General features: G+C 71.2%; 28 protein-coding genes and 1 tRNA gene. 18 read left to right on the forward strand and 11 right to left on the reverse strand.

Annotated features, from left to right (window positions below; genetic code table 11):
• Positions 1-142: 142 nt before the first annotated feature.
• On the forward strand, positions 143-532 hold the full coding sequence (locus GHR20_RS19860) for an antibiotic biosynthesis monooxygenase (protein WP_153813946.1): 390 nt from the start codon (positions 143-145) through the stop codon (positions 530-532).
• On the opposite strand, the gene GHR20_RS19865 is transcribed toward GHR20_RS19860, so the two are convergent.
• The 3 genes from GHR20_RS19865 to GHR20_RS19875 are packed head-to-tail and all read right to left on the reverse strand — an operon-like array spanning position 516 to position 2,405.
• On the reverse strand, positions 516-932 hold the full coding sequence (locus GHR20_RS19865; protein ID WP_153813947.1) for an arsenate reductase ArsC: 417 nt from the start codon (positions 930-932) through the stop codon (positions 516-518). The genes GHR20_RS19860 and GHR20_RS19865 overlap by 17 nt on opposite strands.
• The gene (gene arsB, locus GHR20_RS19870; RefSeq protein ID WP_153813948.1) at positions 925-2,004 is read right to left on the reverse strand and encodes an ACR3 family arsenite efflux transporter; all 1,080 of its coding nucleotides are present in this window, start codon (positions 2,002-2,004) and stop codon (positions 925-927) included. Before arsB ends, GHR20_RS19865 begins: the two co-directional genes overlap by 8 nt.
• Positions 2,001-2,405 (reverse strand): metalloregulator ArsR/SmtB family transcription factor, encoded by a 405-nt coding sequence (locus GHR20_RS19875; protein WP_111583939.1) that lies wholly within the window; start codon positions 2,403-2,405, stop codon positions 2,001-2,003. The genes arsB and GHR20_RS19875 overlap by 4 nt, the downstream gene beginning before the upstream one ends.
• Positions 2,406-2,514: 109 nt before the next feature.
• Here GHR20_RS19875 and GHR20_RS19880 point away from each other — a divergent pair, with 109 nt between their 5' ends.
• The 5 genes from GHR20_RS19880 to GHR20_RS19900 all read left to right on the forward strand — a co-directional run bounded on the left by GHR20_RS19880 (position 2,515) and on the right by GHR20_RS19900 (position 5,916).
• Positions 2,515-3,072: an ArsI/CadI family heavy metal resistance metalloenzyme gene (locus tag GHR20_RS19880; RefSeq protein ID WP_153813949.1), complete on the forward strand. Its 558-nt coding sequence runs from the start codon at positions 2,515-2,517 to the stop codon at positions 3,070-3,072.
• A gap of 167 nt (positions 3,073-3,239) precedes the next feature.
• On the forward strand, positions 3,240-3,443 hold the full coding sequence (locus GHR20_RS19885; protein ID WP_020134439.1) for a cold-shock protein: 204 nt from the start codon (positions 3,240-3,242) through the stop codon (positions 3,441-3,443).
• A 177-nt stretch (positions 3,444-3,620) separates the two neighbouring features.
• Positions 3,621-5,057 (forward strand): DEAD/DEAH box helicase, encoded by a 1,437-nt coding sequence (locus GHR20_RS19890; RefSeq protein WP_153813950.1) that lies wholly within the window; start codon positions 3,621-3,623, stop codon positions 5,055-5,057.
• 123 nt (positions 5,058-5,180) lie between these two features.
• Positions 5,181-5,513 (forward strand): CBS domain-containing protein, encoded by a 333-nt coding sequence (locus GHR20_RS19895; protein ID WP_153816052.1) that lies wholly within the window; start codon positions 5,181-5,183, stop codon positions 5,511-5,513.
• A gap of 58 nt (positions 5,514-5,571) precedes the next feature.
• Positions 5,572-5,916 (forward strand): SCO5918 family protein, encoded by a 345-nt coding sequence (locus GHR20_RS19900; protein ID WP_153813951.1) that lies wholly within the window; start codon positions 5,572-5,574, stop codon positions 5,914-5,916.
• A 125-nt stretch (positions 5,917-6,041) separates the two neighbouring features.
• Here GHR20_RS19900 and GHR20_RS19905 read toward each other — a convergent pair whose 3' ends face one another.
• On the reverse strand, positions 6,042-6,416 hold the full coding sequence (locus GHR20_RS19905) for a hypothetical protein (protein WP_148025034.1): 375 nt from the start codon (positions 6,414-6,416) through the stop codon (positions 6,042-6,044).
• Positions 6,417-7,055: 639 nt separating this feature from the next.
• On the opposite strand from GHR20_RS19905, the gene GHR20_RS19910 reads away from it, so the two are divergent.
• Complete coding sequence (locus GHR20_RS19910; RefSeq protein WP_148025033.1) at positions 7,056-7,406, forward strand: MerR family transcriptional regulator; 351 nt, start codon at positions 7,056-7,058, stop codon at positions 7,404-7,406.
• 646 nt (positions 7,407-8,052) lie between these two features.
• On the opposite strand, the gene GHR20_RS36830 is transcribed toward GHR20_RS19910, so the two are convergent.
• Positions 8,053-8,208 (reverse strand): hypothetical protein, encoded by a 156-nt coding sequence (locus tag GHR20_RS36830; protein ID WP_181516357.1) that lies wholly within the window; start codon positions 8,206-8,208, stop codon positions 8,053-8,055.
• 131 nt (positions 8,209-8,339) lie between these two features.
• Positions 8,340-9,029, reverse strand: coding sequence for a phosphate signaling complex protein PhoU (gene phoU, locus GHR20_RS19915; protein ID WP_111583932.1), 690 nt, complete (start codon positions 9,027-9,029; stop codon positions 8,340-8,342).
• Positions 9,030-9,254: 225 nt separating this feature from the next.
• On the opposite strand from phoU, the gene GHR20_RS19920 reads away from it, so the two are divergent.
• Positions 9,255-10,562, forward strand: a complete 1,308-nt coding sequence (locus tag GHR20_RS19920; protein ID WP_153813952.1) for an ATP-binding protein — start codon at positions 9,255-9,257, stop codon at positions 10,560-10,562.
• A complete protein-coding gene (locus GHR20_RS19925; protein ID WP_046419660.1) occupies positions 10,559-11,239 on the forward strand; it encodes a response regulator transcription factor in 681 nt (226 codons plus the stop codon). Before GHR20_RS19920 ends, GHR20_RS19925 begins: the two co-directional genes overlap by 4 nt.
• Positions 11,240-11,478: 239 nt before the next feature.
• On the opposite strand, the gene GHR20_RS19930 is transcribed toward GHR20_RS19925, so the two are convergent.
• Positions 11,479-12,183 (reverse strand): copper chaperone PCu(A)C, encoded by a 705-nt coding sequence (locus GHR20_RS19930; protein ID WP_111583930.1) that lies wholly within the window; start codon positions 12,181-12,183, stop codon positions 11,479-11,481.
• Positions 12,184-12,797: 614 nt separating this feature from the next.
• Here GHR20_RS19930 and GHR20_RS19940 point away from each other — a divergent pair.
• From GHR20_RS19940 to GHR20_RS19970, 7 genes are all read left to right on the forward strand, one after another.
• On the forward strand, positions 12,798-13,280 hold the full coding sequence (locus GHR20_RS19940) for a CarD family transcriptional regulator (RefSeq protein ID WP_003953493.1): 483 nt from the start codon (positions 12,798-12,800) through the stop codon (positions 13,278-13,280).
• A gap of 393 nt (positions 13,281-13,673) precedes the next feature.
• Complete coding sequence (gene ispD / locus GHR20_RS19945) at positions 13,674-14,447, forward strand: 2-C-methyl-D-erythritol 4-phosphate cytidylyltransferase (protein ID WP_153813954.1); 774 nt, start codon at positions 13,674-13,676, stop codon at positions 14,445-14,447.
• Positions 14,437-14,943: a 2-C-methyl-D-erythritol 2,4-cyclodiphosphate synthase gene (ispF, locus tag GHR20_RS19950; protein WP_111583927.1), complete on the forward strand. Its 507-nt coding sequence runs from the start codon at positions 14,437-14,439 to the stop codon at positions 14,941-14,943. Before ispD ends, ispF begins: the two co-directional genes overlap by 11 nt.
• Before the next feature lie 84 nt (positions 14,944-15,027).
• Positions 15,028-15,432, forward strand: a complete 405-nt coding sequence (locus GHR20_RS19955; RefSeq protein ID WP_111583926.1) for a PPOX class F420-dependent oxidoreductase — start codon at positions 15,028-15,030, stop codon at positions 15,430-15,432.
• Between the two features lie 112 nt (positions 15,433-15,544).
• On the forward strand, positions 15,545-16,945 hold the full coding sequence (gene cysS / locus GHR20_RS19960) for a cysteine--tRNA ligase (protein WP_153813955.1): 1,401 nt from the start codon (positions 15,545-15,547) through the stop codon (positions 16,943-16,945).
• Positions 16,946-17,045: 100 nt separating this feature from the next.
• A complete protein-coding gene (rlmB, locus tag GHR20_RS19965; RefSeq protein WP_111583924.1) occupies positions 17,046-17,990 on the forward strand; it encodes a 23S rRNA (guanosine(2251)-2'-O)-methyltransferase RlmB in 945 nt (314 codons plus the stop codon).
• 172 nt (positions 17,991-18,162) lie between these two features.
• The gene (locus tag GHR20_RS19970) at positions 18,163-19,875 is read left to right on the forward strand and encodes a DoxX family membrane protein (protein WP_194858929.1); all 1,713 of its coding nucleotides are present in this window, start codon (positions 18,163-18,165) and stop codon (positions 19,873-19,875) included.
• 90 nt (positions 19,876-19,965) lie between these two features.
• On the opposite strand, the gene GHR20_RS19975 is transcribed toward GHR20_RS19970, so the two are convergent.
• The 3 genes from GHR20_RS19975 to ugpC all read right to left on the reverse strand — a co-directional run bounded on the left by GHR20_RS19975 (position 19,966) and on the right by ugpC (position 22,499).
• Positions 19,966-20,697 carry a nucleotidyltransferase family protein gene (locus GHR20_RS19975; protein ID WP_111583922.1) on the reverse strand — a complete coding sequence of 244 codons (732 nt, stop codon included), beginning with the start codon at positions 20,695-20,697 and terminating at the stop codon, positions 19,966-19,968.
• Positions 20,698-20,730: 33 nt separating this feature from the next.
• Positions 20,731-21,189, reverse strand: coding sequence for a hypothetical protein (locus GHR20_RS19980; RefSeq protein ID WP_153813956.1), 459 nt, complete (start codon positions 21,187-21,189; stop codon positions 20,731-20,733).
• 173 nt (positions 21,190-21,362) lie between these two features.
• Positions 21,363-22,499, reverse strand: coding sequence for a sn-glycerol-3-phosphate ABC transporter ATP-binding protein UgpC (ugpC, locus tag GHR20_RS19985; RefSeq protein ID WP_111583920.1), 1,137 nt, complete (start codon positions 22,497-22,499; stop codon positions 21,363-21,365).
• A gap of 217 nt (positions 22,500-22,716) precedes the next feature.
• On the opposite strand from ugpC, the gene GHR20_RS19990 reads away from it, so the two are divergent.
• Positions 22,717-22,790: transfer RNA gene (locus GHR20_RS19990), tRNA-Thr, on the forward strand.
• A 53-nt stretch (positions 22,791-22,843) separates the two neighbouring features.
• Here GHR20_RS19990 and GHR20_RS19995 read toward each other — a convergent pair.
• Complete coding sequence (locus tag GHR20_RS19995) at positions 22,844-24,484, reverse strand: FAD-dependent monooxygenase (RefSeq protein WP_153813957.1); 1,641 nt, start codon at positions 24,482-24,484, stop codon at positions 22,844-22,846.
• Between the two features lie 210 nt (positions 24,485-24,694).
• Between GHR20_RS19995 and GHR20_RS20000 the strand changes: the two genes are divergently transcribed.
• A complete protein-coding gene (locus GHR20_RS20000) occupies positions 24,695-25,783 on the forward strand; it encodes a SchA/CurD-like domain-containing protein (protein WP_148025027.1) in 1,089 nt (362 codons plus the stop codon).
• The last annotated feature ends 26 nt before the right edge of the window (positions 25,784-25,809 follow it).

Genomic DNA, 25,809 nt, shown 5'->3' on the forward strand with positions numbered 1-25,809 from the left:
GTGGACCAAGACGGTCTATGCGGACTGCATCGCTCAGCTTCCGAGGGGACGCCCGACTCTATGGTCAAGAGTCGGATCCCCTATGGATCCCGTTCGGGAAAGACCCTGGATCGTTGGTCCAGGGTTGACGCACAGTGACGTCATGAGTGATCAATCAGAGGTGGCTGTCGCGCCTGTCGAGGCATTCGAACCGCCGTACTACGTCGCCGTGTTCACCGCGGTCCCGACCGAGGACCGCAGTGGTTACGGCGAGACCAACGCGCGCATGGAGGACCTGGTGAAGGAGGTCCCCGGGTATCTGGGGGCGGACCACGCGCAGACTCCTGGTGGGTTGTCCATCACCGTCGGGTACTTCCGCGACGCGGAGGCACTCACGAAGTGGCGGAGCGATGCCGAGCACCGTGCGGCGCAGGAGCGTGGGCGAGCCGAGTGGTATCGGAGCTACACGCTGCACGTGGCGAAAGTGGAGCGGAGTCACGGGTTCAAGCGGGCGGGCGTAGGTCCCGGAAGCGCCGTTACGTCGTCTGCGTGAGCTCGGCGAGCAAGTCCCGGACCCGCCGTTCGATCTCGTCCCTGATCGGGCGCACCGCGGCGACGCCTTGGCCCGCCGGGTCCGGCAGTTGCCAGTCGAGGTAGCGCTTGCCCGGGAAGACCGGGCAGGTGTCGCCGCAGCCCATGGTGATGACGACGTCGGAGGACCGGACGGCGTCGACCGTGAGCACCTTGGGGGTCTCGGCCGAGATGCCGATGCCCGACTCCGCCATCGCCGCCACGACGGCCGGGTTGACCGTGTCGGCGGGGGCGGAGCCGGCCGAGCGGACCTGGACGCGGTCGGCCGCGAGGTGGGTGAGGAAGGCGGCGGCCATCTGGGAGCGGCCGGCGTTGTGGACGCAGACGAAGAGGACGGAGGGGACGGGGGCCAGGTCAGGCATAGGTGGGGTCTTCCGTAACAGTGAAGTGGCGGCGGGTACGCAGCGCGACGTGGACGAGGGCGATCAGCGCCGGTACCTCGATCAGGGGGCCGACGACGCCCGCGAGGGCCTGCCCGGAGGAGGCGCCGAAGGTGGCGATCGCGACGGCGATGGCCAGTTCGAAGTTGTTGCCCGCGGCGGTGAAGGCCAGCGTCGTGGCGCGGGGGTAGTCCAGGCCGATGGCCCCCGCCAAAGTCATCGAGCCGGCCCACATGACGGCGAAGTAGACCAGCAGCGGCAACGCGATGCGGGCGACGTCCAGGGGGCTCGACGTGATGGCGTCGCCTTGCAGGGCGAAGAGGAGGACGATCGTGAAGAGCAGCCCGTAGAGGGCGAACGGGCCGATGCGGGGGAGGAGTCGGGACTCGTACCAGGTACGGCCCCTGGTCCGCTCGCCGATCCGGCGGGTGAGGTAGCCGGCGGCCAGGGGGATGCCGAGGAAGATGAGGACGCTGCGGGCGATCTGCCAGGTCGACACGTCGAGGTCCGTCCGGGGCAGGCCCAGCCAGCCGGGGAGCACGGACAGGTAGAACCAGCCGAGCGCCGCGAACGCGACGACCTGGAAGACGGAGTTCAGGGCGACCAGGACGGCGGCGGCCTCGCGGTGGCCGCAGGCCAGGTCGTTCCAGATGATCACCATCGCGATGCAGCGCGCCAGGCCCACGATGATCAGGCCGGTGCGGTAGGCGGGCAGGTCCGGCAGGAACAGCCACGCCAGCGCGAACATCAGTGCCGGGCCGACGACCCAGTTGAGCAGCAGGGACGGCACCAGCAGACGGCGGTCGCGGGTGACGGTGCCGAGACGGTCGTAACGGACCTTGGCCAGGACCGGGTACATCATCACGAGCAGGCCCAGGGCGATCGGCAGGGACACCCCGGTCACGGTCACCTCGGCCAGCGCGCCGCCCAGGCCCGGGACCAGCCGGCCGAGGCCCAGTCCGGCGGCCATCGCGGCGAGGATCCACAGCGCCAGGTAGCGGTCGACGAAGGAGAGCCGTCCGGCCACGTTCCCCTCGGTCACGGGGGCGGTCACGAGGCGGTGCCGTCGAGGGCGGGCGTACCGGCGGGGCGCGTCAGGATGGCCGCCAAGCGGTCGGTCATCTCCGGGACCAGCCAGTAGTAGACCCAGGTGCCGCGCCGCTCGCAGTCGATCAGACCGGCCTGGCGCAGCAGCTTCAGATGGTGCGAGACCGTCGGCTGGGACAGGTCGAAGGCCGGGGTCAGGTCGCAGACGCAGACCTCGCCGCCCGCCCGGGAGGCGATCATCGACAGCAGGCGCAGCCGGACGGGATCACCGAGCGCCTTGAACACCTTCGCCAGCTCCGCGGCCTGGTCCTCGTCCAGGGGAGCGGTGAGCAGTCCGGGGCAGCAGGCGTCGTCGGTCGCGTCGGTCGCGTCGGGCTGGTCGAGCAGCACCAGGTCTTGATTCGACATACGTCTATGTTGACAGGCTTCGATGCAGCGCGCAATCTTGCATCGACAGTTATCGATGCAGGCGTCGTGAGTGTCGTAGGCGTCGAACACAACGGATGGGAGTTCCGCCATGTCCCGCGCTCAACTCGCCCTGCGCGTCCCCGACCTGGAGGCGTCGGTCACCTTCTACTCGAAGCTGTTCGGCACCGAACCGGCCAAGCGGCGCGAGGGTTACGCCAACTTCGCCATCGCCGAGCCCCCGCTCAAGCTCGTCCTGATCCAGGGCGCCCCCGGCGAGGAGACCCGGCTCGACCACCTCGGCGTCGAGGTCGAGTCCACCGGGCAGGTCGCCGCCGCCACCGACCGGCTCAAGGAGGCCGGTCTCGCCACGTTCGAGGAGAACAACACCTCCTGCTGCTACGCCCTCCAGGACAAGGTGTGGGTGCGCGGCCCCGGCAAGGAGCCGTGGGAGGTCTACGTGGTCAAGGCCGACGCCGACACCCTCGGCAGGAGTGCCGAACCGGATGCGACCGGGGCCGCCGGTGAGGCGGTTGCGGCGGATCGGCGGCTGCCGACGTCAGGGGGGCCGACCCCTGCCCCGCAGGAATTTTCATGGGGCGCCGCCGAGGAAAATATCTATGGTCGCGACATGAGAAATCGGCGCGGCGCACGGAGACTATTCCTGTGATCTTAGGCGGTGCCGAATTATCTCCCCGGCAGGGCCGGCGACTACGTGCTACTGTCGTCATCAGTTGCAGGTGTGGTTGCCAGAAGATTTTTCCGACGGCTGATCATCACGGCGACACGGAATACGCACAGGGCGTGTTCCTGGCACCGTTCCCGAAGGAGAAACAAATGGCTAACGGCACTGTGAAGTGGTTCAACGCGGAAAAGGGCTTCGGCTTCATCGAGCAGGACGGCGGCGGCCCCGACGTCTTCGCCCACTACTCGAACATCGCCACCCAGGGCTTCCGTGAGCTCCTGGAAGGGCAGAAGGTGTCGTTCGACATCGCGCAGGGCCAGAAGGGCCCGACGGCCGAGAACATCGTTCCCGCCTGACGCCGCGCCACTGACGCATACTTCGCAGCTGGGGCCCGCACCTTGGGGTGCGGGCCCCGGCTCGCTTTGTTTTCAGGGTCGTCCGACCCGGTTTTTTCGGCTCGTTCTCGCGATTCTCTGCGTCGCTCATTCTGCTGCGGAAATTCCTTGATACGTGCCCATCGAGGAAGGTTCCGCATGAACCGCACGCGTTCCACCCGCACACATGTTCCGCGCCGCTCCGACGGTCACGGAAAACGGCACCCCGGGCGAGGCGAATTCGCGCTGCCGAAGACGGACACGCCCGCGCTGCCCGCCGTCGAGTCGTTCGCCGATCTCGCCATGCCGGCACCACTGCTGACCACGCTCGCCCACCAGGGCGTGACCGTGCCGTTCCCGATCCAGGCGGCGACCCTGCCGAACTCCCTGGCCGGCCGTGACGTACTCGGCCGCGGCCGTACCGGGTCGGGCAAGACCCTCGCCTTCGGCCTGGCGGTACTGGCCCGTACAGCCGACCGGCGCGCCGAGCCGCGCCGGCCACTGGCTCTGGTCCTCGTGCCCACCCGCGAGTTGGCCCAGCAGGTCACCGACGCGCTCGCTCCCTACGCCCGCTCGTTGCGGCTGCGGCTCGCCACCGTCGTCGGCGGCATGCCCATCGGCCGACAGGCCGGTGCCCTGCGCGGTGGCGCGGAGGTGGTGGTCGCGACACCCGGGCGGCTCCGTGACCTCGTCGACCGGGGCGACTGCCGGCTCGACGACGTCGGCATCACGGTTCTCGACGAGGCCGACCAGATGACCGACATGGGCTTCCTGCCCCAGGTCACCGCCCTGCTCGACCTGGTACGCCCGGAAGGCCAGCGCATGCTGTTCTCGGCCACCTTGGACCGCAACGTCGACCTGCTGGTCCGCCGCTACCTGGCCGATCCGGTGGTCCACTCCGTCGACCCGTCGGCCGGTGCCGTCAGCACGATGGAGCACCACGTGCTCCACGTGCACGCCGCCGACAAGCACCGCACGACCACCGAGATCGCGGCCAGGGACGGCCGGGTCATCATGTTCCTGGACACCAAGCACGCCGTGGACCGGCTGACCGAGCACCTGCTGGACAGTGGTGTCCGCGCCGCGGCCCTGCATGGTGGCAGGTCTCAGCCGCAGCGCACCCGGACCCTGGCCCAGTTCAAGGACGGGCACGTCACCGTCCTGGTGGCCACCAACGTCGCGGCCCGCGGCATCCATATCGACAGTCTCGACCTGGTCGTCAACGTGGATCCGCCGAGCGACCACAAGGACTATCTGCATCGCGGCGGCCGTACAGCCCGCGCCGGCGATTCCGGCAGCGTCGTCACCCTGGTGACACCCGGTCAGCGCCGTGGCATCAGCCGGCTGATGGCGTCGGCCGGCATCACCCCGCGCATCACTCCGGTCCGCTCCGGCGAGGCGGAGCTGACCCGCATCACGGGCGCGCAGGCCCCCTCCGGCGTCCCCGTGGTCATCACCGCGCCGGCCGCGGAACGTTCCCGCCGTACGTCCGCGCCGTCCCGGAGCCGCCGGGGTCGCACCGGCCAGGGCCGGCCCGTGGGCGCGCGGGCACGCCGCGGGGCCCGGCCGGAGCCCGGCGGCAACCCGGCCGCCTGAACCGGCCCCGGTCCCCGGCAGTCCCGGGACCTCGCGGTGCCCCCCTTTTCTGTTCCGGGGGAAGCCGCCGATCGCCGAAGCCACCAGCCCCGACCGAAGGAGAAGCCCTTGACGTCAGCGCGGATGCAGCACCGAGGACCGGACCCGGCGCCCGTCGTCGTGGCCGACGACACCGAAGGGCGCGGTCCCCGGGTGTGCGACGACATGACCGTCGAGGTGGCCCTGGCCGTCATGGCGGGTGCCCGGGTCGAGTACCTGACCGTGTGCGACGAGGACGACCAGAGCACGGGCTCGATCACGAAAAACCGGCTGACTGTTCTCCGTGACAGCGCCGCGTACACGGACCGCGTCCGGCTGCGCGATGTCCTCACCGAAGCGCTGCCCGCGCCCGGCGCACACCCTGAGGGAGCCGGCGAGTACGGCCGGCTCCCGGACGTACTCGTCTCCTCGTGCTGATCCGACCTGCCCCGATCGGCCCGTTCCGTCTCCTCCCGCGATTCCCCTGTGAGGCATCATGCGCTGTGTCATCGCCCGGTATCCGTTCGAGCTGACCAAGGCCGGGGTACTGGCCTCGATGGAGGGCGTCAGGCCCGAGCCCGTCAGTGCCGAGTCCGTGACCATCGGCCGCCACCGCTACCCCGTCAAGCAAGTGGGCCAGGTCATCACACGGCAGGACCGGCGTGACTTCACCTCCGTCGAAGTCACGCGGGCCCTGACGCGGCTCGGCTTCCCCTGTCACGACCGTCCCGAGACCGCGCCCGTGGACACGGGCGTGAGCGGCCCCTCTCCGCTCCGCGCGGCGTCCGCACTCCTCGGAGGCACCGGGTACGGCTACGGTTCCGGCTCCATGACTGTCTGAGGACCGGCGCACGCCGCCCTCGGACCCCGGTGGGGGCCCTGTCGACACGCGTCGGCAGGGCCCCCACCGTCGTGTCGTCGTCCGCTCGGGAAACGCCGGCCGGAAGAGGAGGCGCGGGCGGCGTCTCAGTGTTCGGAGTAGCTGAGATCGCCCACGGTCCACGCGCTGACGTCCTTGATCGCGACCCGGTACATCCCGCCCGTCTCCGGGAGCCCGAGGCTGCCTTGCAGGATTCGGGCGAGATGGAAGTGCAGATGCGTGGGCGACTCGCCGCGACCGGGCCGGTAGCCCCGCGGGCCGCGGGCGAAGACGTCGGAGAACACGCCGAGACGATCCGAGTCCTTCAGGACCTCCGCCACCCGCTCCCTCCACACCGCCTCCGGGGCCAGCCGGCCGGTGAGGACGGCGCCGCCGACGACCACGGTCAGCGACATCTGATTGCTTCGCTCGGACTCCACAGCGGCGGAGATGGCGACGAGCAGCTCATCAGGGTTCGACATGCAGCAGAGCTTATGTGCCCACCCGTGGAGCCTGTTCACCCATTCGCCCGATCGCCCGCCGGAGGTGTGCCAGGAGGCGGCTGCGGCCCGGAAGCGAGGGCTGATCGCAGAAGTCTTCCTCCACCCGAAGAGTGAAATCTCTAGTTGTCACTAGACATTTTTTGCCAGGCGTGGGTAGCCTTCTTCTCGTAGAGAGGGTCGAACGAGACCGGCCAGACATGAACTGGCGGGTGGCTGAAGACGAAGTACGCAGGTCGGTGCGGCTCCGGAGCCTCGAAGCCAAGGTGTTGCCAGAGCGGCGACGGGGCTGGGAGCTGCGCTGGGTGGCTCGCGCGTCAAGGAGCTGCCGGCAGCAGTACCGGTTCACGCACAGTGGTTGGTTCGGAAAGAAAAGGAGGAGCAGACACCATCAGGATCGCCCGGACCGAGAGGCGCTCGGCCCGGGTACCGCAAGACCCCGGAATGGATGGTGGTCCCCGGTCACGCAGCTGCGATCCCCCGCTCCGCCCTGCAAGGCCGGGCAGCGGAAAAAAAGAAGGTCGGCACAGCAGTAGTGCCGGCGGATGGTGTTGAATTTCCTTCGGGGCCCTGGTGCCGTATGGCACCAGGGCCCCTTGACGCGTTGCACAGCGAGGTGACATGACATCGGACAATCCACTGAATGATCGTCTGGACGACGACGACTACCCCGCATACACGATGGGCCGGGCAGCCGAGATGCTCGGTACCACCCCGGCCTTCCTCCGAGCCATCGGCGAGGCCCGGCTGATCACTCCCCTCCGCTCGGAGGGAGGACACCGCCGTTACTCCCGCTACCAGCTGCGGATCGCCGCTCGCGCTCGCGAACTCGTCGACAAGGGAACCCCGATCGAGGCCGCGTGCCGCATCGTCATCCTTGAGGATCAGCTTGAGGAAGCACAGCGCATCAACGCCGAGTACCGCCGCTCTGCGGCCAAGGCGGCGGGCGGTTCCGGTTCCGGCTCCGGCTGAGAATTCGGGCGCGGGCCGACGGCCCGAGAGACTACGGTCCGAAGAACCGCCCGGCGGGCCGAGGGCGGCGGTCGGTCTCGTGGCGGCGACGGGCCAGGCCGGCCCGGAGACCGCGCGGCCGGTGCACCGGAGTGGCCCCGACCCCGAGGTCCGTACGCGAAGGCGCGCTCCCGGTTCGAGATCGAGGACGACCGGCGCCGGCGTCGACGCGGAGTCCGTGGGTGGCGGACCAGGGCTATGGCGGCGCGCGGCCCGACCCGCCCCGTGGTGCGTTCGCGGCATCGCCCGCGGTGGCGTGGCCACCGAACGCACCCTCCGCTTTCTTGTCCAGTTTCTGAGGACGCCCGACGGCCCGACGCACAGTGACGTCATGAGTGATCGGTCGGAAGCGGCTGTCGCGCCCGTCGACGCCTTCGAACCCCCTGCTACGTCGCCGTGTTCACCGCGGTCCCGACCGAGGGCGGGGTGGGCGCGGCGAGAGCGCGGCCACGGGGCTCACACGGTCGCGGCGGCCGGGCGGCGGGGAAGTGGCGGGCCGGATGTGCACCGGGGCACCGTGGACGCCGGCGTTCGCCGGTATACAAGCGGGGCCGGTGCGAAAGGAGTTCGCACCGGCCCCGGTGACGGTCGTACGACGGGTTCGCCGTCAGCCGCACTGGCAGGGCGCGCCCGACTGGCAGCCGCAGCCGCAGCCGGAACCACAGCCGCACGCGGCGATCAGTGGCAGCCCCCTGGTCTTGGCGGGCTGCTCGGTCTCGCGCTCCTGCGTGGGGTCGGGGGTGGTGCTGGGGGAGTCGGTCATGGGTCCCTCCTAGACGCCGGGGCCTAGTTGCCGGGGCAGGCATGCCCTCACCCATGTCATGCCCAACCGAGCGGGCGCATCAACGGCGCACGGAGGCGCCGTACTTGAGACGTCGCCCCGCCCCGCCAGGGCTACGCCCCCTCCACCCCCGTCGCCGGCTGGATGTCCGACTGGATCTCGTCCGCGTGCTCACCGGTCACCAGGTACACCACCCGCTTCGCGACGGCGACCGCGTGGTCGGCGTAGCGCTCGTAGTAGCGGCCGAGCAGGGTGACGTCGACGGCCGTCTCGATGCCGTGCTTCCAGCGGTCGTCGATGAGGTGCTGGAAGAGGGTGCGGTGCAGCAGGTCCATCTCGTCGTCGTCCTGCTCCAGCTGGAGCGCGAGGTCGACGTCCTTGGTCACGATGACCTCGGCGGCCTTCGCCATCAGGCGCTGCGCGAGCTGGCCCATCTCCAGGATGGTCGCGTGCAGGTCCTGCGGGACGGCACGCTGCGGGAAACGCAGCCGGGTCAGCTTCGCCACGTGCTGGGCGAGGTCGCCGGAGCGCTCCAGGTCGGCCGACATGCGCAGCGACGTGACGACGATGCGCAGGTCCGTCGCCACCGGCTGCTGCCGTGCCAGCAGGGCTATCGCCCGGGCCTCCAGGTCGTGCTGGAGCTGGTCGACCTTCTTGTCCGCCTCGATCACGCTCTCGGCGAGCTTGAGATCGGCGTCCAGCATGGCGGTCGTGGCGCGTCCGATCGCCGAGCCGACCAGCCGGGCCATCTCCACCAGACCGTCGCCGATCGAGTCCAGTTCCTCGTGGTACGCGTCCCGCATCAGGGTTCCCTCTCTTATACGTGCTCTTCGGGGGTCGTTGTCCGGGGGCCCGGCGGCAGAACCGGCGGTGCGACCCCCACGCTCCCACGGTGTGGCCTGTACGCGTCCGTTTCCGGCTCCCCAAATGAACCGGTACTGGCCCCTAGGTGAACTCTGGGCGACGAGTGTTCGAGGTCGCACCCGATCGGCTGTGGGCATGTCCTACCCCATGCCTAACCTGGAGGCATGGACGTGAACGCGGCGGTCGCCGCAGCGGCAGCGATCGCCGGAGTGCTCACCGGTGTCATCGCCATGCTGGCGTTCCGCTGGAGCGAACGCGACCAGAAGCGACCGACCAGGACTTCCTTGCACACCGATCCCGTACTCCCGCCCGGCGTGGACACCGTTCTCTCGGTGCTCCGCTCCTCCGCAGTGGTCCTCGACGAGGCCGACGCCGTCGTCAAGGCCAGCTCCGCCGCCTACGCCCTCGGCCTGGTGCGCGGCGGCAAACTCTCCATCGAGCCCATGCTCCAGATGGCCCGCGACACCCGGCGCGACGGCGAGATACGCCAGGTCGAGCTGGACCTGCCCCGGCGCGGCAGCGGACGCGGCGAGGCCCTCGCCGTCTCCGCGCGGGTCGCGCCGCTCGGCTCCCGCCTGGTCCTGCTGCTGGTCGAGGATCTGACCGAGGCCCGCCGGATCGAAGCCGTACGACGGGACTTCGTGGCGAACGTCAGCCATGAGCTGAAGACCCCGGTCGGCGCCCTCTCCCTGCTGTCCGAGGCCGTCATGGACGCCTCCGACGACCCCGAGGCCGTGGAGCGCTTCGCGGGCCGGATGCAGATCGAGGCGACCCGGCTGACCAACCTGGTGCAGGAACTCATCGACCTGTCCCGGGTGCAGAACGACGACCCCCTGGAGGACGCCGAGTCCGTCCAGGTGGACGAGCTGGTCGCCGAGGCCGTGGACCGCTGCCGCCACCAGGCGGGCACCAAGCAGATCACCATGGCCACGAATGTGGGTGTGCCCGAAGGGCTCGATCAGGGTGGTGGCGGGCGACGGGCGGGCGGCACCGCCGACCTGCACGTCTGGGGAAACCGGGGCCAGCTGGCCGCCGCCCTCGGCAACCTGGTCGAGAACGCGGTGAACTACTCCCCGGCCCGCACCCGGGTGGGCATCGCCGCCCGGCGGGTCAGCGCCCCCGGGGGTGACATGATCGAGCTGGCCGTGACCGACCAGGGCATCGGCATCTCGGACAAGGACAAGGAGCGCATCTTCGAGCGCTTCTACCGCGTCGACCCGGCCCGCTCCCGGGCCACCGGCGGCACCGGTCTGGGGCTCGCCATCGTCAAGCACGTGGTCGCCTCGCACGGCGGGGAGGTCACGGTCTGGAGCGCCGAAGGCCAGGGCTCCACGTTCACCCTCAGGCTGCCGGAGGCGGGCGCGGCCCGCGACCGCGCGCTGCAGCACCCGGACCCCGGCCTCGACGACGAGACCGGTCCCACCGAGTCATCCCCGTACGAACCGCTTCCCTCCCCGGAGGTCCTTCCGTGACCCGAGTGCTCGTCGTCGAGGACGAGGAGTCCTTCTCCGACGCTCTGTCCTACATGCTGCGCAAGGAGGGCTTCGAGGTCGCCGTGGCGGCCACCGGCCCCGACGGCCTCGACGAGTTCGAGCGCAACGGCGCCGACCTCGTCCTGCTCGACCTGATGCTGCCGGGCCTGCCCGGCACCGAGGTGTGCCGCCAGCTGCGCGGCCGCTCGAACGTCCCCGTGATCATGGTGACCGCGAAGGACAGCGAGATCGACAAGGTCGTCGGTCTGGAGATAGGAGCCGACGACTACGTCACCAAGCCCTTCTCCTCCCGTGAGCTGGTCGCCCGCATCCGCGCCGTGCTGCGCCGCCGCGGCGAGCCGGAGGAGGTCACCCCGGCCGCGTTGGAGGCCGGTCCGGTCCGCATGGACGTCGACCGGCACGTGGTGACGGTCGCCGGCGCCAAGGTCGACCTCCCGCTCAAGGAGTTCGACCTGCTGGAGATGCTGCTGCGCAACGCCGGCCGGGTGCTGACCCGGATGCAGCTGATCGACCGGGTCTGGGGCGCCGACTACGTGGGCGACACCAAGACCCTGGACGTCCACGTCAAGCGCCTGCGCGCCAAGATCGAGCCGGACCCGGGCGCCCCGCGCTACCTGGTGACGGTGCGCGGCCTGGGCTACAAGTTCGAGCCGTAGACCGAAGGCCCCGGACGACGACGAAAGGGCGGCACCCCGGTGGGGGTGCCGCCCTTCGCGCTGTGCGGGGGTCCGTACGACGGCTCGGCGGCCGGTCCCACGGCCGCTCAGCGGATGATCGTACGACCAGCCGGTCAGCGACCGACGGTACGAGCGAACGCTGGGCGGCCGACGGTACGAGCGACCCGGTCAGCGGCCGACGGTGCGGCCGACCGCTCGGCGGCCGACGGTACGACCGCTCAGTGGCCCGCGCCGGTCGACGCCGAGGACGAGTCGCTCGGGGTCGGGTTGGTGCCCGTGGTGCCCGCGGTGGCGGTGCCGCCCGCGCCCGTGCTCGCGCTCGACGAGGGGTTCACCTTGTCGTGCTTGCCCGGCTTGGCGCCGCCCGAGGCGGTGGCGCCGGCGGCCGGGGAGCCGGTCGGGGCGGCCGGGACCTTGGACGGGCCCCACTTGTCGAAGTAGCTGGTGGCCGGGACCACGAAGGCGCGCAGGCTCACCGCGCCGGCCTTGCTGAAGGTGAAGGTGACCGGCTGGGCGTTGCCGTCCTGCACGCTCTGGTGGCCGCCGGGGATCTCGGCGGAGGCGTTGTCCGGGCCGCCCAGGACCAGGGAGCCGTGCGCCGGGACGGTCAGGCTGCCGCCCTTGGCCGGGGTCAGCTTCACGGTGTCGCTGGTGCCCGGGACGCTGATCGACTGGAGGGTCTCGTCGTCGGCGCCCGAGTTGAACAGCGTCGCGGAGACCACGGCCGGGCCGGTCGCCTTCGGGTCGGGCTGGGTGATGACCAGGGCGTTCTGGACCTTGATGTCGCCGACGCTGGTCGCCGCGTTGTCCGGCTTGACCTCAAGCGTCTGCGAGTCGTTGCCGGCGCCGCAGGCGGCGAGCGACGCGATCGAGAAGACGATGGCGGAAGCGGCGAGGGCGCCGCGTCGAAGGCTGCTGCTCACGGCGGCGGCAACTCCTAACGCAGGGGCGGCTTCCTTGTAAAGCCGCCCTAAGTGTCTGTCAGCGGCTTCAGGTTACCGAGCCGTTCCCGCGTGATCGCACCCGACCCTCCCCCTCGCGCGGGGCTTCCCGCCAGGTGGGGGTACGCGGCCCGGACACCAGCTCACCCACCTCAGTGGGCACAGCGGCCTCTTCCGCCACTTTGCCGAGGTCGCGGTGTGCCATTCGCATAACCGCGCGCAAAATTTCCGTGAAGGAATGTACGGCCGCCCCGAAATTGATCACCGGTTCACCCGTCCGGCCCTCACTGATCAATTCTGGAATCGGCGCGCATGCGCCCGGGGCCTCCGAACGGAGTAGCGGAAGTCGTACGCTAGGAACCGGACAAATCGGGACGTTCATCCACTTGGAGTGTGCGCCCGAGGTGTGTACGGTACGCGTTTCACCCCGTCCGGACAGCCCCTCCCACCTGCGAATTCCCGCTTCCGGAGGGCCCTCGAAGCACGTTCCGGTTGCTGTTGTCAAGCCCCGAGATATGCCCTGACCTGCGAAAACGCCATTCAGAAGACGCCGTATCCGTGTTACTCTTGATAGCCACGGAAGGGGTACCTGTCACATGACGTTCAAGGTTGGCGACACCGTGGTCTATCCCCATCACGGGGCCGCGCTGATCGAGGCTATCGAAACTCGCCAGATCAAAGGCGTGGACAAGACCTACTTGGTGCTGAAGGTCGCCCAGGGTGACCTCACGGTGCGTGTGCCAGCGGACAATGCGGAGTTCGTCGGTGTGCGTGATGTGGTCGGTCAGGACGGACTGGACCGGGTCTTCGAGGTGCTGCGCGCGCCGTACGCCGAGGAGCCCACGAACTGGTCCCGTCGCTACAAGGCAAACCTGGAGAAGCTCGCCTCCGGCGATGTCATCAAGGTCGCGGAAGTCGTGCGTGACCTGTGGCGTCGCGAGCGCGAGCGCGGACTGTCCGCCGGTGAGAAGCGCATGCTCGCCAAGGCCCGCCAGATCCTGGTGAGCGAGCTCGCTCTCGCGGAGAACACGAACGAGGACAAGGCCGAGGCCCTGCTCGACGAGGTGCTCGCCTCCTGACGTGCCCGTGCCGTGGGCGGCGATCCCCGGTCAACGGCTGATGTTCTGATCGGTCCTGCCCCTCGCTCCCACTCCCCGCACACGCTCAGCTCAGTGCTCTCGCACATTCTCAGCACAGCGAAAATGCCGCGGTGCCCGATGACAGTCGATTCTGTCGCCGGGCGCTGCGGCATCTTCGTCCCCGCAACGCTCTCTGTGGCGTACCCCCGGACCACCCCCGGAAACGGACTGCCCCGGAAAGCCCCTGAAAACGAAGCGGGCCCCCGATACTCGAGGTGCCGGGCCCGGGACGGCTCGACCAGGGTCACGGAAAGGGTCCGGTCAAGGCGTCACGCCCGGCACTCCTGAAGGCCATACCCAACTAGGTCGAGCACACAAACCTGACAGGAACCGATGTCTGACGAATCGCGTCCCTCGCCCGCCGGACCGCCCCCGGCGCCCGCGCAGGCCCCCGTCGCCGCCGTGATTCCCGCCGCCGGCCGCGGCGTACGGCTCGGGCCGGGCGCGCCCAAGGCGCTGCGGGCGCTCAACGGCACGCCGATGCTGATCCACGCGGTCCACTCCCTGGCCGCCTCCCGCCATGTCTCGCTCGTCGTCGTGGTCGCCCCCGCGGACGGCCCCGGCGAGGTGAAGTCGCTGCTCGACGCGCACGCGCTGCCCGAGCGGACCGACTTCGTGGTGGTGCCCGGCGGCGACACCCGCCAGGAGTCGGTGGCGCTCGGCCTCGCGGCCGTACCCCCCGAGTACGGCGTCGTCCTCGTCCATGACGCGGCCCGCCCGCTGGTCCCGGTCGACACCGTGGACGCGGTGATCGAGGCCGTACGCGACGGCGCCCCGGCGGTCGTCCCCGCGGTGCCGCTGGCCGACACCGTCAAGGAGGTCGAGCCGGCCGCCGAGCCCGGCGCGCCCGAGCCGGTCGTGGCCACCCCGGAGCGGGCCCGGCTGCGGGCCGTGCAGACGCCGCAGGGATTCGACCGGGCGACGCTGGTGCGCGCGCACGAGACCGTGACCGAGGACGTCACGGACGACGCGAGCATGGTGGAGCGGCTCGGCCTGCCGGTGGTGACCGTCCCCGGTCACGAGGAGGCGTTCAAGGTGACCCGCCCGCTGGACCTGGTCCTCGCCGAGGCGGTCCTGGCCCGCAGGAGGCTCAACGATGGCTACTGAGACCGGGGCTCCGGGGATGGTGCTGCCCCAGGTCGGCATCGGCACCGACATCCACGCCTTCGAGGAGGGCCGCGAGCTGTGGTGCGCCGGCCTGAAGTGGGACGGCGAGGGACCGGGCCTGGCCGGGCACTCCGACGCGGACGTGGTCGCGCACGCCGCCTGCAACGCGCTGTTCTCCGCGGCCGGGCTCGGTGACCTCGGGCAGCACTTCGGCACCGGGCGGCCCGAGTGGTCCGGCGCGTCGGGCGTCACGCTGCTCACCGAGGCCGCGCGGATCGTGCGCGCGGCGGGCTTCGTCATCGGCAATGTCGCGGTGCAGGTGATCGGCCCGCGCCCGAAGATCGGCAAGCGGCGGGACGAGGCCCAGAAGATCCTCTCCGAGGCGGCCGGCGCGCCGGTGTCCGTCTCCGGTGCCACGACGGACGGCCTCGGCTTCCCGGGGCGCGACGAGGGGCTGATGGCGGTGGCGACGGCGCTGGTGGTGCGGGCGGCCTGAACCCCGCGATCTCCTGGTGCGGGTGAGCCGAGGGCGTGCGAGGGTACCCGGAGAGTCACCGTCCGCGGCCTTTCGGAGGTACCCATGTCCGCCGCCCTGTCCGACCGGCTCAAGTCCCTGCTCGACGGCAAGGTGTTCATCGTCGTCGGCACCGTCCAGCCCGACGGCAGCCCGCAGATGTCCCCGGTCTGGGTGAAGCGCGACGGCGAGCACCTCCTCTTCTCCACCACGGTCGACCGCCGCAAGAAGCTGAATCTCGACCGCGACCCTCGCGTCACCGTCGTCGTCATGAACCCCGACGAGCCCTACGCGTACGCCGAGATCCGCGGCACCGCCGAACTGACCACCGACGGCGGCCGGTCCCTCATCGACGAACTGAGCCTCAAATACACGGGCAAGAAGTACGCCGAGTTCAACCCGGAATCCGCCCAGGACGCCGAACGGGTCGTCGTCCGCATCACCCCGCGCAAGGTGGTCGGGCGGCTCTGAGGGCCGGGGAGAGCCGGGCGGAGAGGGCGAAGCCGCGCACGCCGGTGGGGGAGGCCGCCGTAAAGGGGGGAAGGGGCGTGAGGCACCCGGTCGCGCCCACTACTCTGGAGTGGTGACTATTCGCCTGTACGACACCAGCGCCCGGCAGATCCGTGACTTCGACCCGGTCAAGCCGGGCTGTGTCTCGATCTACCTCTGTGGCGCCACCGTGCAGGCGGCCCCGCACATCGGGCACATCCGCTCGGGCCTCAACTTCGACATCATGCGCCGCTGGTTCGAGTACCGCGGCTACGAGGTGACGTTCGTCCGGAACGTGACCGACATCGACGACAAGATCATCACCAAGGCCCGGGAACAGGGCCGCCCGTGGTGGTCCATCGGCTACGAGAACGAGCGGGCGTTCAACGATGGCTACACCGCCCTCGGCTGCCTGCCCCCGACCTACGAGCCCCGCGCCACCGGCCATGTCACCGAGATGGTCGAGATGATGCGCACCCTCGTCGAGCGCGGGCACGCCTACGAGGCCGACGGCAGCGTCTACTTCGACGTCCGCTCCTGGCCCGGCTACCTGGAGCTGTCCAAGCAGGACCTGGACGAGATGCGCCAGCCCACCGAGGAGGGCATCACCGGCAAGCGCGACCCCCGCGACTTCGCCATGTGGAAGGCCACCAAGCCCGGCGAGCCCGACTGGGAGACCCCCTGGGGCCGCGGCCGCCCCGGCTGGCACCTGGAGTGCTCGGCCATGGCGCACAAGTACCTGGGCTCCGTCTTCGACGTGCACGGCGGCGGCCTGGACCTGATCTTCCCGCACCACGAGAACGAGATCGCGCAGGCCAAGGCGTTCGGCGACGAGTTCGCCCGGTACTGGGTGCACAACGCCTGGGTCACCATGAGCGGCGAGAAGATGTCCAAGTCGCTGGGCAACAGCGTGCTGGTCGCGGAGATGGTCAAGCAGTGGCGCCCCATCGTGCTCCGCTACTACCTGGGCACCCCGCACTACCGCTCGACCATCGAGTACAGCGAGGAGGCCCTGCGCGAGGCGGAGGCCGCCTTCGGCCGGATCGAGGGCTTCCTCCAGCGCGTGACCGAGCTGGCCGGCAAGGCCGTCGAGCCCGCCGCCGAGGTCCCGCCCGCCTTCGCCGAGGCGATGGACGACGACCTGGGCGTCCCCGGCGCCCTCGCCGTGGTGCACACCACCGTCCGCCAGGGCAACAGCGCGCTCGCCGCCGACGACAAGGACGCCGCGGTCGCCCGCTTCGCCGAGGTCCGCGCCATGCTCGGCGTCCTCGGCCTGGACCCGCTGGACGCGCGGTGGGCCGGCGAGTCCGACCAGGGCGAGGACCTGCACGGCGTCGTCGACAGCCTCGTACGGCTCGTCCTCGACCAGCGCGAGTCCGCCCGCGCCCGCAAGGACTGGGCCACCGCCGACGCCATCCGCGACCAGCTCGCCCAGGCGGGCCTGGCCATCGAGGACGGCCCGCAGGGCCCGCGCTGGACCCTCGGCGCGCGCTAGCCCGCCGCCGGCGCCCCTTGATCGATTGTGCCGCCCGGCCCCCCGGGCGGCACACTGCATAAGACGTACGTACGAACAAAGCTCACGGAACAGGTGACTCATGGCCGCGAACAACCGCCGCATGTCCGGCAAGAAGGGCGCGCAGGTCGGCAGTGGCGGCCAGCGGCGCCGGGGACTGGAGGGCAAGGGCCCGACCCCGCCCGCCGAGATGCGCAAGGGGCACGTCAAGCAGCGCGCCGCCGCCGCCAAGGTCCGCCGCGCGCAGGGCGGCCGCCCGCAGCCGCGCCGGGGCGGCGGCAAGTCGGCGTCCGAACTGGTCGTCGGCCGTAACCCGGTGGTCGAGGCGCTGCGCGAGGGCGTCCCCGCGTCGACCCTCTACGTGCAGCAGTTCATCGACAACGACGAGCGCGTCCGCGAGGCCCTCCAGCTCGCCGCCGAGCGCGGTGGCATCAACCTCATGGAGGCCCCGCGTCCCGAGCTGGACCGCATGACCAACGGCCTGAACCACCAGGGTCTGGTCCTCCAGGTCCCGCCGTACGAGTACGCGCACCCCGAGGACCTGCTCGACGCCGCCGCCGACGAGGGCGCGGACCCGCTGGTCGTCGCGCTCGACGGGGTCACCGACCCGCGCAACCTCGGCGCGGTCGTCCGCTCGGTCTCCGCGTTCGGCGGCCACGGCGTGGTCGTGCCCGAGCGCCGCTCGGCCGGTATGACCGCCGGTGCCTGGAAGACCTCCGCCGGTGCGGCCGCCCGTACCCCGGTGGCCCGCGCCACCAACCTCACCCGCGTCCTGGAGCAGTACAAGAAGGCGGGCGTCGCGGTCGTCGGTCTGGCCGCGGACGGCGAGGCCGAGATCGGCGAGCTGGAGGCCCTGTCGGGTCCGGTCGTCATCGTGGTCGGCAGCGAGGGCAAGGGCCTGTCCCGGCTCGTCGGCGAGACCTGCGACTTCCGGGTGCGCATCCCGATGCCGGGCGGCACCGAGTCCCTCAACGCCGGTGTGGCCGCGGGCATCGTGCTCTACGAGGCCGCTCGCAGGCGGAGCTGACCCGGTCGGCGTGGCCGCCGAAGGCGCCACGCCGACAGGGTGGAACACCCGTCCGGAACTTCACCCTTACGCGGGAATTCCGGCGTCCATATGGCGTTCGACGCTGCTTTGACGGGGCCCGGACACATCCGGCCGGTCAAAGCAGTGTCCTATCCCCACGTCACTCGGTTAGATGAGTGTGGACACCAGAACACCCCGCACACCCACGGGGGACCGCTCGTCGGGATTCGACGACGCTCCCGCGCTGAGCATGGTGAAGGTGCCGAGCGACCCGGCGCAGATCATCGTCAACCACGCCAGCTTCCGCGTGCAGCTGGGCGGGACGGCCGGGCGCACCCGGTCCGCCCGGATCGCCCGCCATCTCAGCGCCGCCCAGGACACCGCCCGGATGCCCGCCGCGGGCCCGGCGGCCCGGGCCGGCGCCGGCCGCCGCCGGCCCGTCGTGTGGAGCGGCCGCTCCGCCCCCGACGACACCGGCGCCCACCGGCTCCTCCAGGCCGTGCGGGGCAGCATCGTCCGCCATGCCGAGGAGCCCGACGCCGGCGCCACCCGCGTCATCCCGCGCGTCGGCAGCACCGGCTACGACGAGACGTACGACGCGCTGGACCAGACCGTCGAGACCCCCGTCGTCGGCCACCAGCGCACCTCCGCCGACGACGACGGCGGCACCCGTCTGCTGCCGCACATGCGCAGCGGCTCGTACGACCAACCGCCGTACCCCCAGCCGGACTTCGGGCGCCATGGCGGGTACGACGAGTACGACGACGAGCCCACGGAGTCGTTCCGGCCGTACTCCGAGGACGACGAGTACGACGAGGACGACCTCCACGACCTCGACGCACAGCGCCCCGCCCGGCGCGCCACCGACGACCCGGGCCGGCACGCCTACTATCCCGGCCGCCGGATGAACCTCGGCGTGGTGCTGCTCCCGCTGCGCATCTTCCTGGGCTTCATCTCGATCTACGCCGGCATGGGCAAGCTGTGCGACCCCGTCTACTTCGACGGCGGCAAGCGCGGCTCCATGGTCACCTGGCTCGACACCCTGCACCCGTGGGAGGTCGCCGAGCCGCTGCGCCAGTTCGCGCTGCACCACCCGGTCGGCTCCGGCCTGGTGATCGCCTTCCTCCAGGTCGTGGTGGGCGTGCTGACGGTCCTCGGCTGCTGGCAGCGGGTGGCCGCGGTGGTCGGCGTGCTGCTGTCGGCCGCGCTGATCGTCACGGTCAGCTGGAAGACGGTCCCGGCGTACGACGCCCCGGACATCATCTACCTGGCCGCCTGGTCCCCGCTGATCATCGCCGGTGCCCCCGTCTACTCGGTGGACGGCCGCCTCGCGGGCAGTGCCTGGCGGCGGCTCGGCCCCCGCTCCGACATCTGGGAGCTGCGCCGCTATGTGCTGCGCCGCGGCGCCCTGATCACCGCGCTGACCGTCGGCGTCACCCTGCTGGTGGGCTCGCTGCTCGGCGGCGCGGTCCGCGACTCCAGCCGCGTGGTCGTCCCCGGGCCCGGCGAGGCCCCCCGCAACAACGTCCCCGGCTCCCCGCTCCCCGGTGAGCCCGGCACCCGGCACAAGAGCGCCCCGTCCGCGCCCACCTCGCCCTCGGGCGGCGCCACGGCCGGCGCGAGCCCCTCCGGCTCGGCCACCCCGGGCGCGAGCCGCACGGCGGGCGGTACGACCACCACGCCGAGCGCGACGCAGGGCACCACGGGCCGGATTCCGTCCCGCCAGTCCGCCCCCACCGGCGGCGCCCCCAGCACCACGGCGGGCCCGACCGGCACCGGCGGCACCTCCACCACCTCCGGCGGCTCCGCCCCGGGCGGCTCCTCCACGTCGAGCGGCGGCGCCTCCACGGGCCAACCGGGCGTGCTGGGCGGCCTGTTGGGCTGACGGCGACGACACGACGACAGGGAAGGGGCCCGGTACCGCGAAAGGTACCGGGCCCCTTCTCGACGCCTCGTCTCGACGCCGTGCCCCCGGCTACCGGCCCGAGCCGGCCAGCTCCTTGGCCGCTTCCGTCAGATCCTTCGCCGTGTCGATGGCCCGCCAGTACGCGCCCTGCGGCAGCGAGTAGCCCGCGAGCTTCCGTTCGCGGGCGAGCCCGGGGAACGTCGTGCGCTCATGGTCGCCGCGCTCGGGCAGCAGGGTGGTGAACTCCGGCGAGAAGACGTACACACCGGCGTTGATCTCGAACGTGGACGGCGGCGCCTCGATGAAGTCGGTGATGTGCCCGAAGCCGTCGGTCCGCACCGCGCCCCAGGGGATGCGCGGCCGGGCCAGCGCCAGCGTCGCCACGGCGTCCCGCTCGGTGTGGAAGTCGGCCATGTCCCGCAGCGAGAAGCGGGTCCAGATGTCGCCGTTGGTGGCGTACCAGGGCCGGTCCGGGTGGGGGAGATGCGCGGCGGCGAACTTGAGGCCGCCGCCGCGGCCGAGGGGCTCGGTCTCCACGACGGTGCGTACGGAGACCGGCAGCCGGGCCGAGTCCAGCCAGTCCTGGAGGACCTCGGCGAGGTGGCCGCAGGAGACCACCACGTCCGTCACACCCTCCTCGGCGAGCCAGGTGAGCTGGTGGCCGATGATCGGGGTGCCCGTGCCGGGGATCTCGACCATCGGCTTGGGCCGGTCGTCGGTGTACGGACGCAGCCGGGAGCCCTGGCCGCCGGCCAGGATCACGGCTTGAGTGGGGCGCGACGCGGCGTTCGGATGGGTCATGACCCGCACTGTACGTGGCGCCCCACGACGGGTTCAGCCGCGTGCGGCCAGCACCCCGGTCGCGAAGGAGGTGTCGCACACCGGGCGGGCGTACGACTGGGCGCGCGAGGCGCCGTAGATGCGCACCGCGGCCCGGCCGAGGGAGCGGGCGATGGAGGTGCAGTGCCGGGCGAGCGAGGGGTGGCCGTTGACCGCCTCCTGGAGGTGGGTGAGGACCACGCCCGGGTTCTTCTCGCGCAGCTCGCTCAGCAGGCGGTCGCGCAGCACGTCCTCGGGGGCGTGGGCGACCGTCTTGGGCGCGGACTGCACCGACGTGACGTCGGAAGCGGTGAGCACCGAGCCGGCGGGGCTTCCGGTCCAGTTGACCCGGGTGACCGCGAGGGTTCCCGAGAGCACCAGGACGACGGGCAGGACGAGGGCGAGGGAGCGGCCGACCCGGCGGGCAGGGCCCCGGTGGCTGCGTCGCGTCTGAGTGGTGAGGGAGTGCTTCACGCGTGTGAGGGTAGCGGCCGGTAATGGCGCGCGGACATTCCGTCACTCTTACGGGGGATGAGAAAGGGCGGTTTTCGGGGTAAGGGGTTGACGCCGGGCCCGGAACGATCATGCGAAGAGGGCCCCGCGGAGTTCCCGCGGGGCCCTGTGCCGGAACGGTGTCCGGGCGGTGCTCAGTCGGACAGGCGCTCGCCGGTGGACGTGGAGAACACGTGGGTCTCGCCGGGGCGCGGCACGACGTGCAGGGTGGCGCCCTTCTCCGGCACCTGGCGGCCGTTCACGCGCACGACCAGGTCCTTCAGGCCGCCGTCGATGTCGGCGCTGCCGTAGACGTAGCCGTCCGCGCCCAGCTCCTCGACGACGTTCACCGAGACGGCGAGGCCGGCCGGGGCGTCGGCGGCGTCCTTGGTGAGGGCGGCCGCGGCGGCGCCGCCGTGCTCCACGACGTCGAAGTGCTCGGGGCGCACGCCCACGGTCACCGTGCGGTCACCCTTGTCGGTGGCGGCCTTGAGGGCCTCGCGGTTGACGGGCACCACGCTGTTGCCGAACTTCACGCCGCCGTCGGTGATCGGGACCTCGACCAGGTTCATGGCCGGGGAGCCGATGAAGCCGGCGACGAAGAGGTTGGCGGGCTTGTCGTACATGTTGCGCGGGGTGTCGATCTGCTGGAGCAGACCGTCCTTGAGGACCGCCACGCGGTCGCCCATCGTCATGGCCTCGACCTGGTCGTGGGTGACGTAGACGGTGGTGATGCCGAGCCGGCGCTGGAGCGAGGCGATCTGGGTGCGGGTGGAGACGCGGAGCTTGGCGTCCAGGTTGGACAGCGGCTCGTCCATGAGGAAGACCTGGGGCTCGCGCACGATCGCGCGGCCCATCGCGACACGCTGGCGCTGGCCGCCGGACAGGGCCTTCGGCTTGCGGTCGAGGTACTCGGTGAGGTCGAGGATCTTCGCGGCCTCCTCGACCTTCTGCCGGATCTCCGCCTTGTTGACACCGGCGATCTTGAGCGCGAAGCCCATGTTGTCGGCGACCGTCATGTGCGGGTAGAGCGCGTAGTTCTGGAACACCATGGCGATGTCCCGGTCCTTGGGCGGCAGGTGGGTGACGTCGCGCTCGCCGATGCGGATGGCGCCGCCGTTGACGTCCTCCAGACCCGCGAGCATCCGCAGCGAGGTGGACTTGCCGCAGCCCGACGGGCCGACCAGGACGAGGAACTCGCCGTCCTCGATCGCGATGTCGAGCGCGTCGACGGCGGGCTTGGTGGAACCCGGGTAGATCCGGGTCGCCTTGTCGAACGTGACAGTGGCCATGGTGAATGGGCCCCCTTCTACCGGCAGGAACGTGCCGGACGATCCGTTGTAGGAAGGTGGTTGGTGTAGTCCACGCGAGTGAACCGTTTCGAGACGGTACCCGGCGTTCACGCGATCTGTCAGTACATGGCCGGCGGTGAACTTCGCGGAAATTTTCGACGGGCCCACCAGGTGACGTGGGTACACTGCACAGGCACGTCCGCGCAGCGCGCGACGGGCCTCCTTAGCTCAGCTGGTCAGAGCGCCGCTCTTGTAAAGCGAAGGTCGTCGGTTCGAATCCGACAGGGGGCTCCGCATGGCACAGGGCCGCCCGATGGGCGGCCCTGTGGCGTTGTCCGTGCAGGTCAGGCCCGGTGCAGTACGGCCTTCAGGGCGTCCCGCAGGGTGGTCAGCGGGTCGGGGGAGGCGCCCTCGGAGCGCCAGGCGACGAAGCCGTCGGGGCGGACCAGGACCGCGCCGTCGGTGCCGACGCCGTGCAGCTCGGCCCAGTCGTCGCCCTCGGTGTCGTACATCAGGTCGGCGTCGCCGCCGGGGCCGATCCGGTAGGCGTCGAGCCGTACCCCGTCCAGGGCGGCGATGCGCCGGGCGGCGTCGTACCAGCCCGCGTCGTCCGGGGCGTCGGTGAGCAGCACCATGGAGCGCTCGTAGAGGTCGAGGGTGGACAGCCGGCGGGCGGCCTGGCGCAGCCACAGGTGCGGGGCGCGGGTGCCGGGGCGACCGGTGAGGGAGAGGGCGTCGGGGACGACCGGCGCCTTGGGGTCGGTGCCGACGGCGGCGCCCTGGGGGTAGTGGTAGCCGAGGACGACGTTGAGGATGCCGCCGCGCCGGGCGCCGCCGACGCCGGGGGCCGGGGCGAAGCCGGGGTGGCTGTGCTCGACGGAGCGGGCGGAGGCGCGGGCGCTGGTGGCGACGGCGACCGGGCGGCGCTCGGCGCCGTAGCTGTCGAGCAGCGCGGGGCCGGCCCAGCCGTCGAGGACGGCGGCGAGCTTCCAGGCCAGGTTGTGCGCGTCCTGGATACCGGTGTTGGAGCCGAACGCGCCGGTGGGGGACATCTCGTGGGCGGAGTCGCCGGCGAGGAGGACCCGGCCCGCCGCGTAGGAGTCGGCGACCCGTTCGGCGGCGCGCCAGGACGCCATTCCGGTGATCTTCACGTCGAGGCCCGCCACGCCGACCGCGGCGGCGATGTGCCGCTGGAGGCGCTCCTCGGTGAACTCGTCCAGGGATTCGCCGAGTTCGGGGTGCCAGGGGGCGTGGAAGACCCAGCGCTCCTTGTTGTCGACGGGCAGCAGGGCGCCGTCGGCGTCCGGGTGGGTGAGGTAGCAGCAGATGAAGCGGCGGTCGCCGACCACGTCGGCCAGGCGGGTGGAGCGGAAGGTGACGCTGACGTTGGCGAACAGCTCGCCGGGGCCGCTCTGGCCGATGCCGAGGGCGCGGCGGACGGGGCTGCGCGGGCCGTCGGCGGCGACGAGGTAGTCGGCCCGGACGGTGTAGCGCTCGTCGGTGGAACGGTCGCGGACGGTCGCGGTCACGCCGTCGGCGTCCTGGGCGAAGGACTCCATCTCGTGGTGGTAGCGCAGGTCGCCGCCGAGTTCGCGGGCGCTGTCCACGAGGACGGGTTCGAGGTCGTTCTGGCTGCACAGGCACCAGGAGGTGGGGCTGAACTTCCTGAGGCCGCCGCCGGGGTCGATCTCCTTGAACAGCCACTCGCCGGCCTCGCCGGCCAGCGCCGGGGTCTGCAGGATGCCGTGGTTGTCGGCGAGCAGTGAGGCCGCCGCCTTGATGTCCGGCTCGATGCCGGCCACCCGGAAGAGTTCCATCGTGCGGACGTTGTTGCCGCGTCCGCGCGGGTGGTGCGAGGTCCCGGAGTGCCGCTCCACCAGCATGTGGCGCACGCCGAGGCGGCCGAGGAACAGGGACGTGGACAGGCCCACCAGAGAGCCGCCCACGATGAGGACGGGAACCCGGTGGTCGGCTGTGTGATGCATCGAGCCTCCAGATGCAGGGGTGCGCACAAGGCGCCTGTGAGTCTCATGCCCGGTATCACCGTTGTTGGGGCCATTTGCGCGCGGGATCACCCACGTGGTTCCTACGAGTCGCGGGCTTACGGCCAGCGGCACAGGATCAAGAAGCGCTGACGTCGCGTCACGGCGGTGACCGGCGCACCCGAGATCCCCCGCCAAGGAGATGTCCGCACCATGACCACCACCTCTGAACGTCTGTCAGAAGCACCGGCGCGCGACGCGTCGAAGCGTGTCTCCCAGTCCGTGTTCGACGGCTCGCGGCTCCGGGTCGTCCTGCTGGTCGACGTCTTCGACGGCGCGCAGCAGCAGTTCCTGGAGGCGTACGAGCAGCTCTGCAACCAGGTTGCGTCGGTTCCCGGCCATGTCAGCGACCAACTCTGCCAGTCCATCGAGAATCCATCCCAATGGCTCATCACCAGCGAGTGGGAGAGCGCTCCGCCGTTCCTCACCTGGGTGAACAGCGAGGATCACGTGCGGATGGTGGAGCCGCTGCACTCCTGCGTGCGCAACACCCGCTCGCTGCGCTTCCACATCGTCCGGGAGACGGGCCGCGCCTACGAGACGGACGCGGCCGCCCGGGGCCGGCTCCAGACGGAGGTGCGCATCGGTGACGGAGTGATCCGGCACGCGCTGACCTTCACCGTGAAGCCCGGCACCGAGGACAAGGTCGCCAAGCTGCTCGCGGACTACGCGGCGCCCGAGCCGCGGGTGGACGACTCCACGCGGCTTCTGCGCACCTCGCTGTTCATGCACGGCAACCGGGTGGTGCGGGCCATCGAGGTGCGCGGCGACCTGCTGGCGGCCCTGCGCCATGTGTCGCGCTCGCCCGAGGTGCGGGCCGTGGAGGAGGCCATCAACCCCTACCTGGAGCAGGACCGGGACCTGAACGACCAGGAGTCGGCCCGGATGTTCTTCACCCGGGCGGCGCTGCCCGCCGTGCACCACGTGATGGCGGACGACCGGCCCGAGGGCACCCGGCGGGCCCTGTACTACCCGGCCAAGGCGGGCCACGGGATGAAGCTCGCGGAGCTGCTCGCCGAGGCGGACTCGGCGGCGGCCGACGACCCGTCGAGCCAGGTGCTGCGCAGCACGGTCTTCGAGCGCGAGGACGTCGTGGTGCGGCTGGTGGATCTCGCCGCCGAGGGCGCGGACGTGGACCCGCTGCCCGGGGACCCCGCGCGCGTCGCCGGGCTGCGCGAGCTGCTGGCCGGCGACGCCGCCCGCATGGAACTGGTCACCGACCGCCGCTCGCCCGCCGTCTGAGCGGCCCCCCACTCCCTCCGCTCCCG

Source organism: Streptomyces sp. SUK 48 (genome assembly GCF_009650765.1).
Classification (GTDB): domain Bacteria; phylum Actinomycetota; class Actinomycetes; order Streptomycetales; family Streptomycetaceae; genus Streptomyces.

Coding starts and splice junctions, on each gene's coding strand:
- ugpC (WP_111583920.1), bottom strand. CDS start 22,499: ATGGCCACTGTCACGTTCGACAAGGCGACCCGGATCTACCCGGGTTCC.
- GHR20_RS19975 (WP_111583922.1), bottom strand. CDS start 20,697: ATGACCCATCCGAACGCCGCGTCGCGCCCCACTCAAGCCGTGATCCTG.
- phoU (WP_111583932.1), bottom strand. CDS start 9,029: ATGCGGGACGCGTACCACGAGGAACTGGACTCGATCGGCGACGGTCTG.
- GHR20_RS19970 (WP_194858929.1), top strand. CDS start 18,163: ATGAGTGTGGACACCAGAACACCCCGCACACCCACGGGGGACCGCTCG.
- GHR20_RS19880 (WP_153813949.1), top strand. CDS start 2,515: ATGTCCCGCGCTCAACTCGCCCTGCGCGTCCCCGACCTGGAGGCGTCG.
- rlmB (WP_111583924.1), top strand. CDS start 17,046: ATGGCCGCGAACAACCGCCGCATGTCCGGCAAGAAGGGCGCGCAGGTC.
- GHR20_RS19885 (WP_020134439.1), top strand. CDS start 3,240: ATGGCTAACGGCACTGTGAAGTGGTTCAACGCGGAAAAGGGCTTCGGC.
- GHR20_RS19895 (WP_153816052.1), top strand. CDS start 5,181: ATGCAGCACCGAGGACCGGACCCGGCGCCCGTCGTCGTGGCCGACGAC.
- GHR20_RS20000 (WP_148025027.1), top strand. CDS start 24,695: ATGACCACCACCTCTGAACGTCTGTCAGAAGCACCGGCGCGCGACGCG.
- GHR20_RS19940 (WP_003953493.1), top strand. CDS start 12,798: ATGACGTTCAAGGTTGGCGACACCGTGGTCTATCCCCATCACGGGGCC.
- ispF (WP_111583927.1), top strand. CDS start 14,437: ATGGCTACTGAGACCGGGGCTCCGGGGATGGTGCTGCCCCAGGTCGGC.
- GHR20_RS36830 (WP_181516357.1), bottom strand. CDS start 8,208: ATGACCGACTCCCCCAGCACCACCCCCGACCCCACGCAGGAGCGCGAG.
- GHR20_RS19875 (WP_111583939.1), bottom strand. CDS start 2,405: ATGTCGAATCAAGACCTGGTGCTGCTCGACCAGCCCGACGCGACCGAC.
- GHR20_RS19865 (WP_153813947.1), bottom strand. CDS start 932: ATGCCTGACCTGGCCCCCGTCCCCTCCGTCCTCTTCGTCTGCGTCCAC.
- GHR20_RS19910 (WP_148025033.1), top strand. CDS start 7,056: ATGACATCGGACAATCCACTGAATGATCGTCTGGACGACGACGACTAC.
- GHR20_RS19900 (WP_153813951.1), top strand. CDS start 5,572: ATGCGCTGTGTCATCGCCCGGTATCCGTTCGAGCTGACCAAGGCCGGG.
- GHR20_RS19955 (WP_111583926.1), top strand. CDS start 15,028: ATGTCCGCCGCCCTGTCCGACCGGCTCAAGTCCCTGCTCGACGGCAAG.
- GHR20_RS19860 (WP_153813946.1), top strand. CDS start 143: ATGAGTGATCAATCAGAGGTGGCTGTCGCGCCTGTCGAGGCATTCGAA.
- GHR20_RS19905 (WP_148025034.1), bottom strand. CDS start 6,416: ATGTCGAACCCTGATGAGCTGCTCGTCGCCATCTCCGCCGCTGTGGAG.
- GHR20_RS19995 (WP_153813957.1), bottom strand. CDS start 24,484: ATGCATCACACAGCCGACCACCGGGTTCCCGTCCTCATCGTGGGCGGC.
- ispD (WP_153813954.1), top strand. CDS start 13,674: ATGTCTGACGAATCGCGTCCCTCGCCCGCCGGACCGCCCCCGGCGCCC.
- GHR20_RS19920 (WP_153813952.1), top strand. CDS start 9,255: ATGGACGTGAACGCGGCGGTCGCCGCAGCGGCAGCGATCGCCGGAGTG.
- GHR20_RS19890 (WP_153813950.1), top strand. CDS start 3,621: ATGAACCGCACGCGTTCCACCCGCACACATGTTCCGCGCCGCTCCGAC.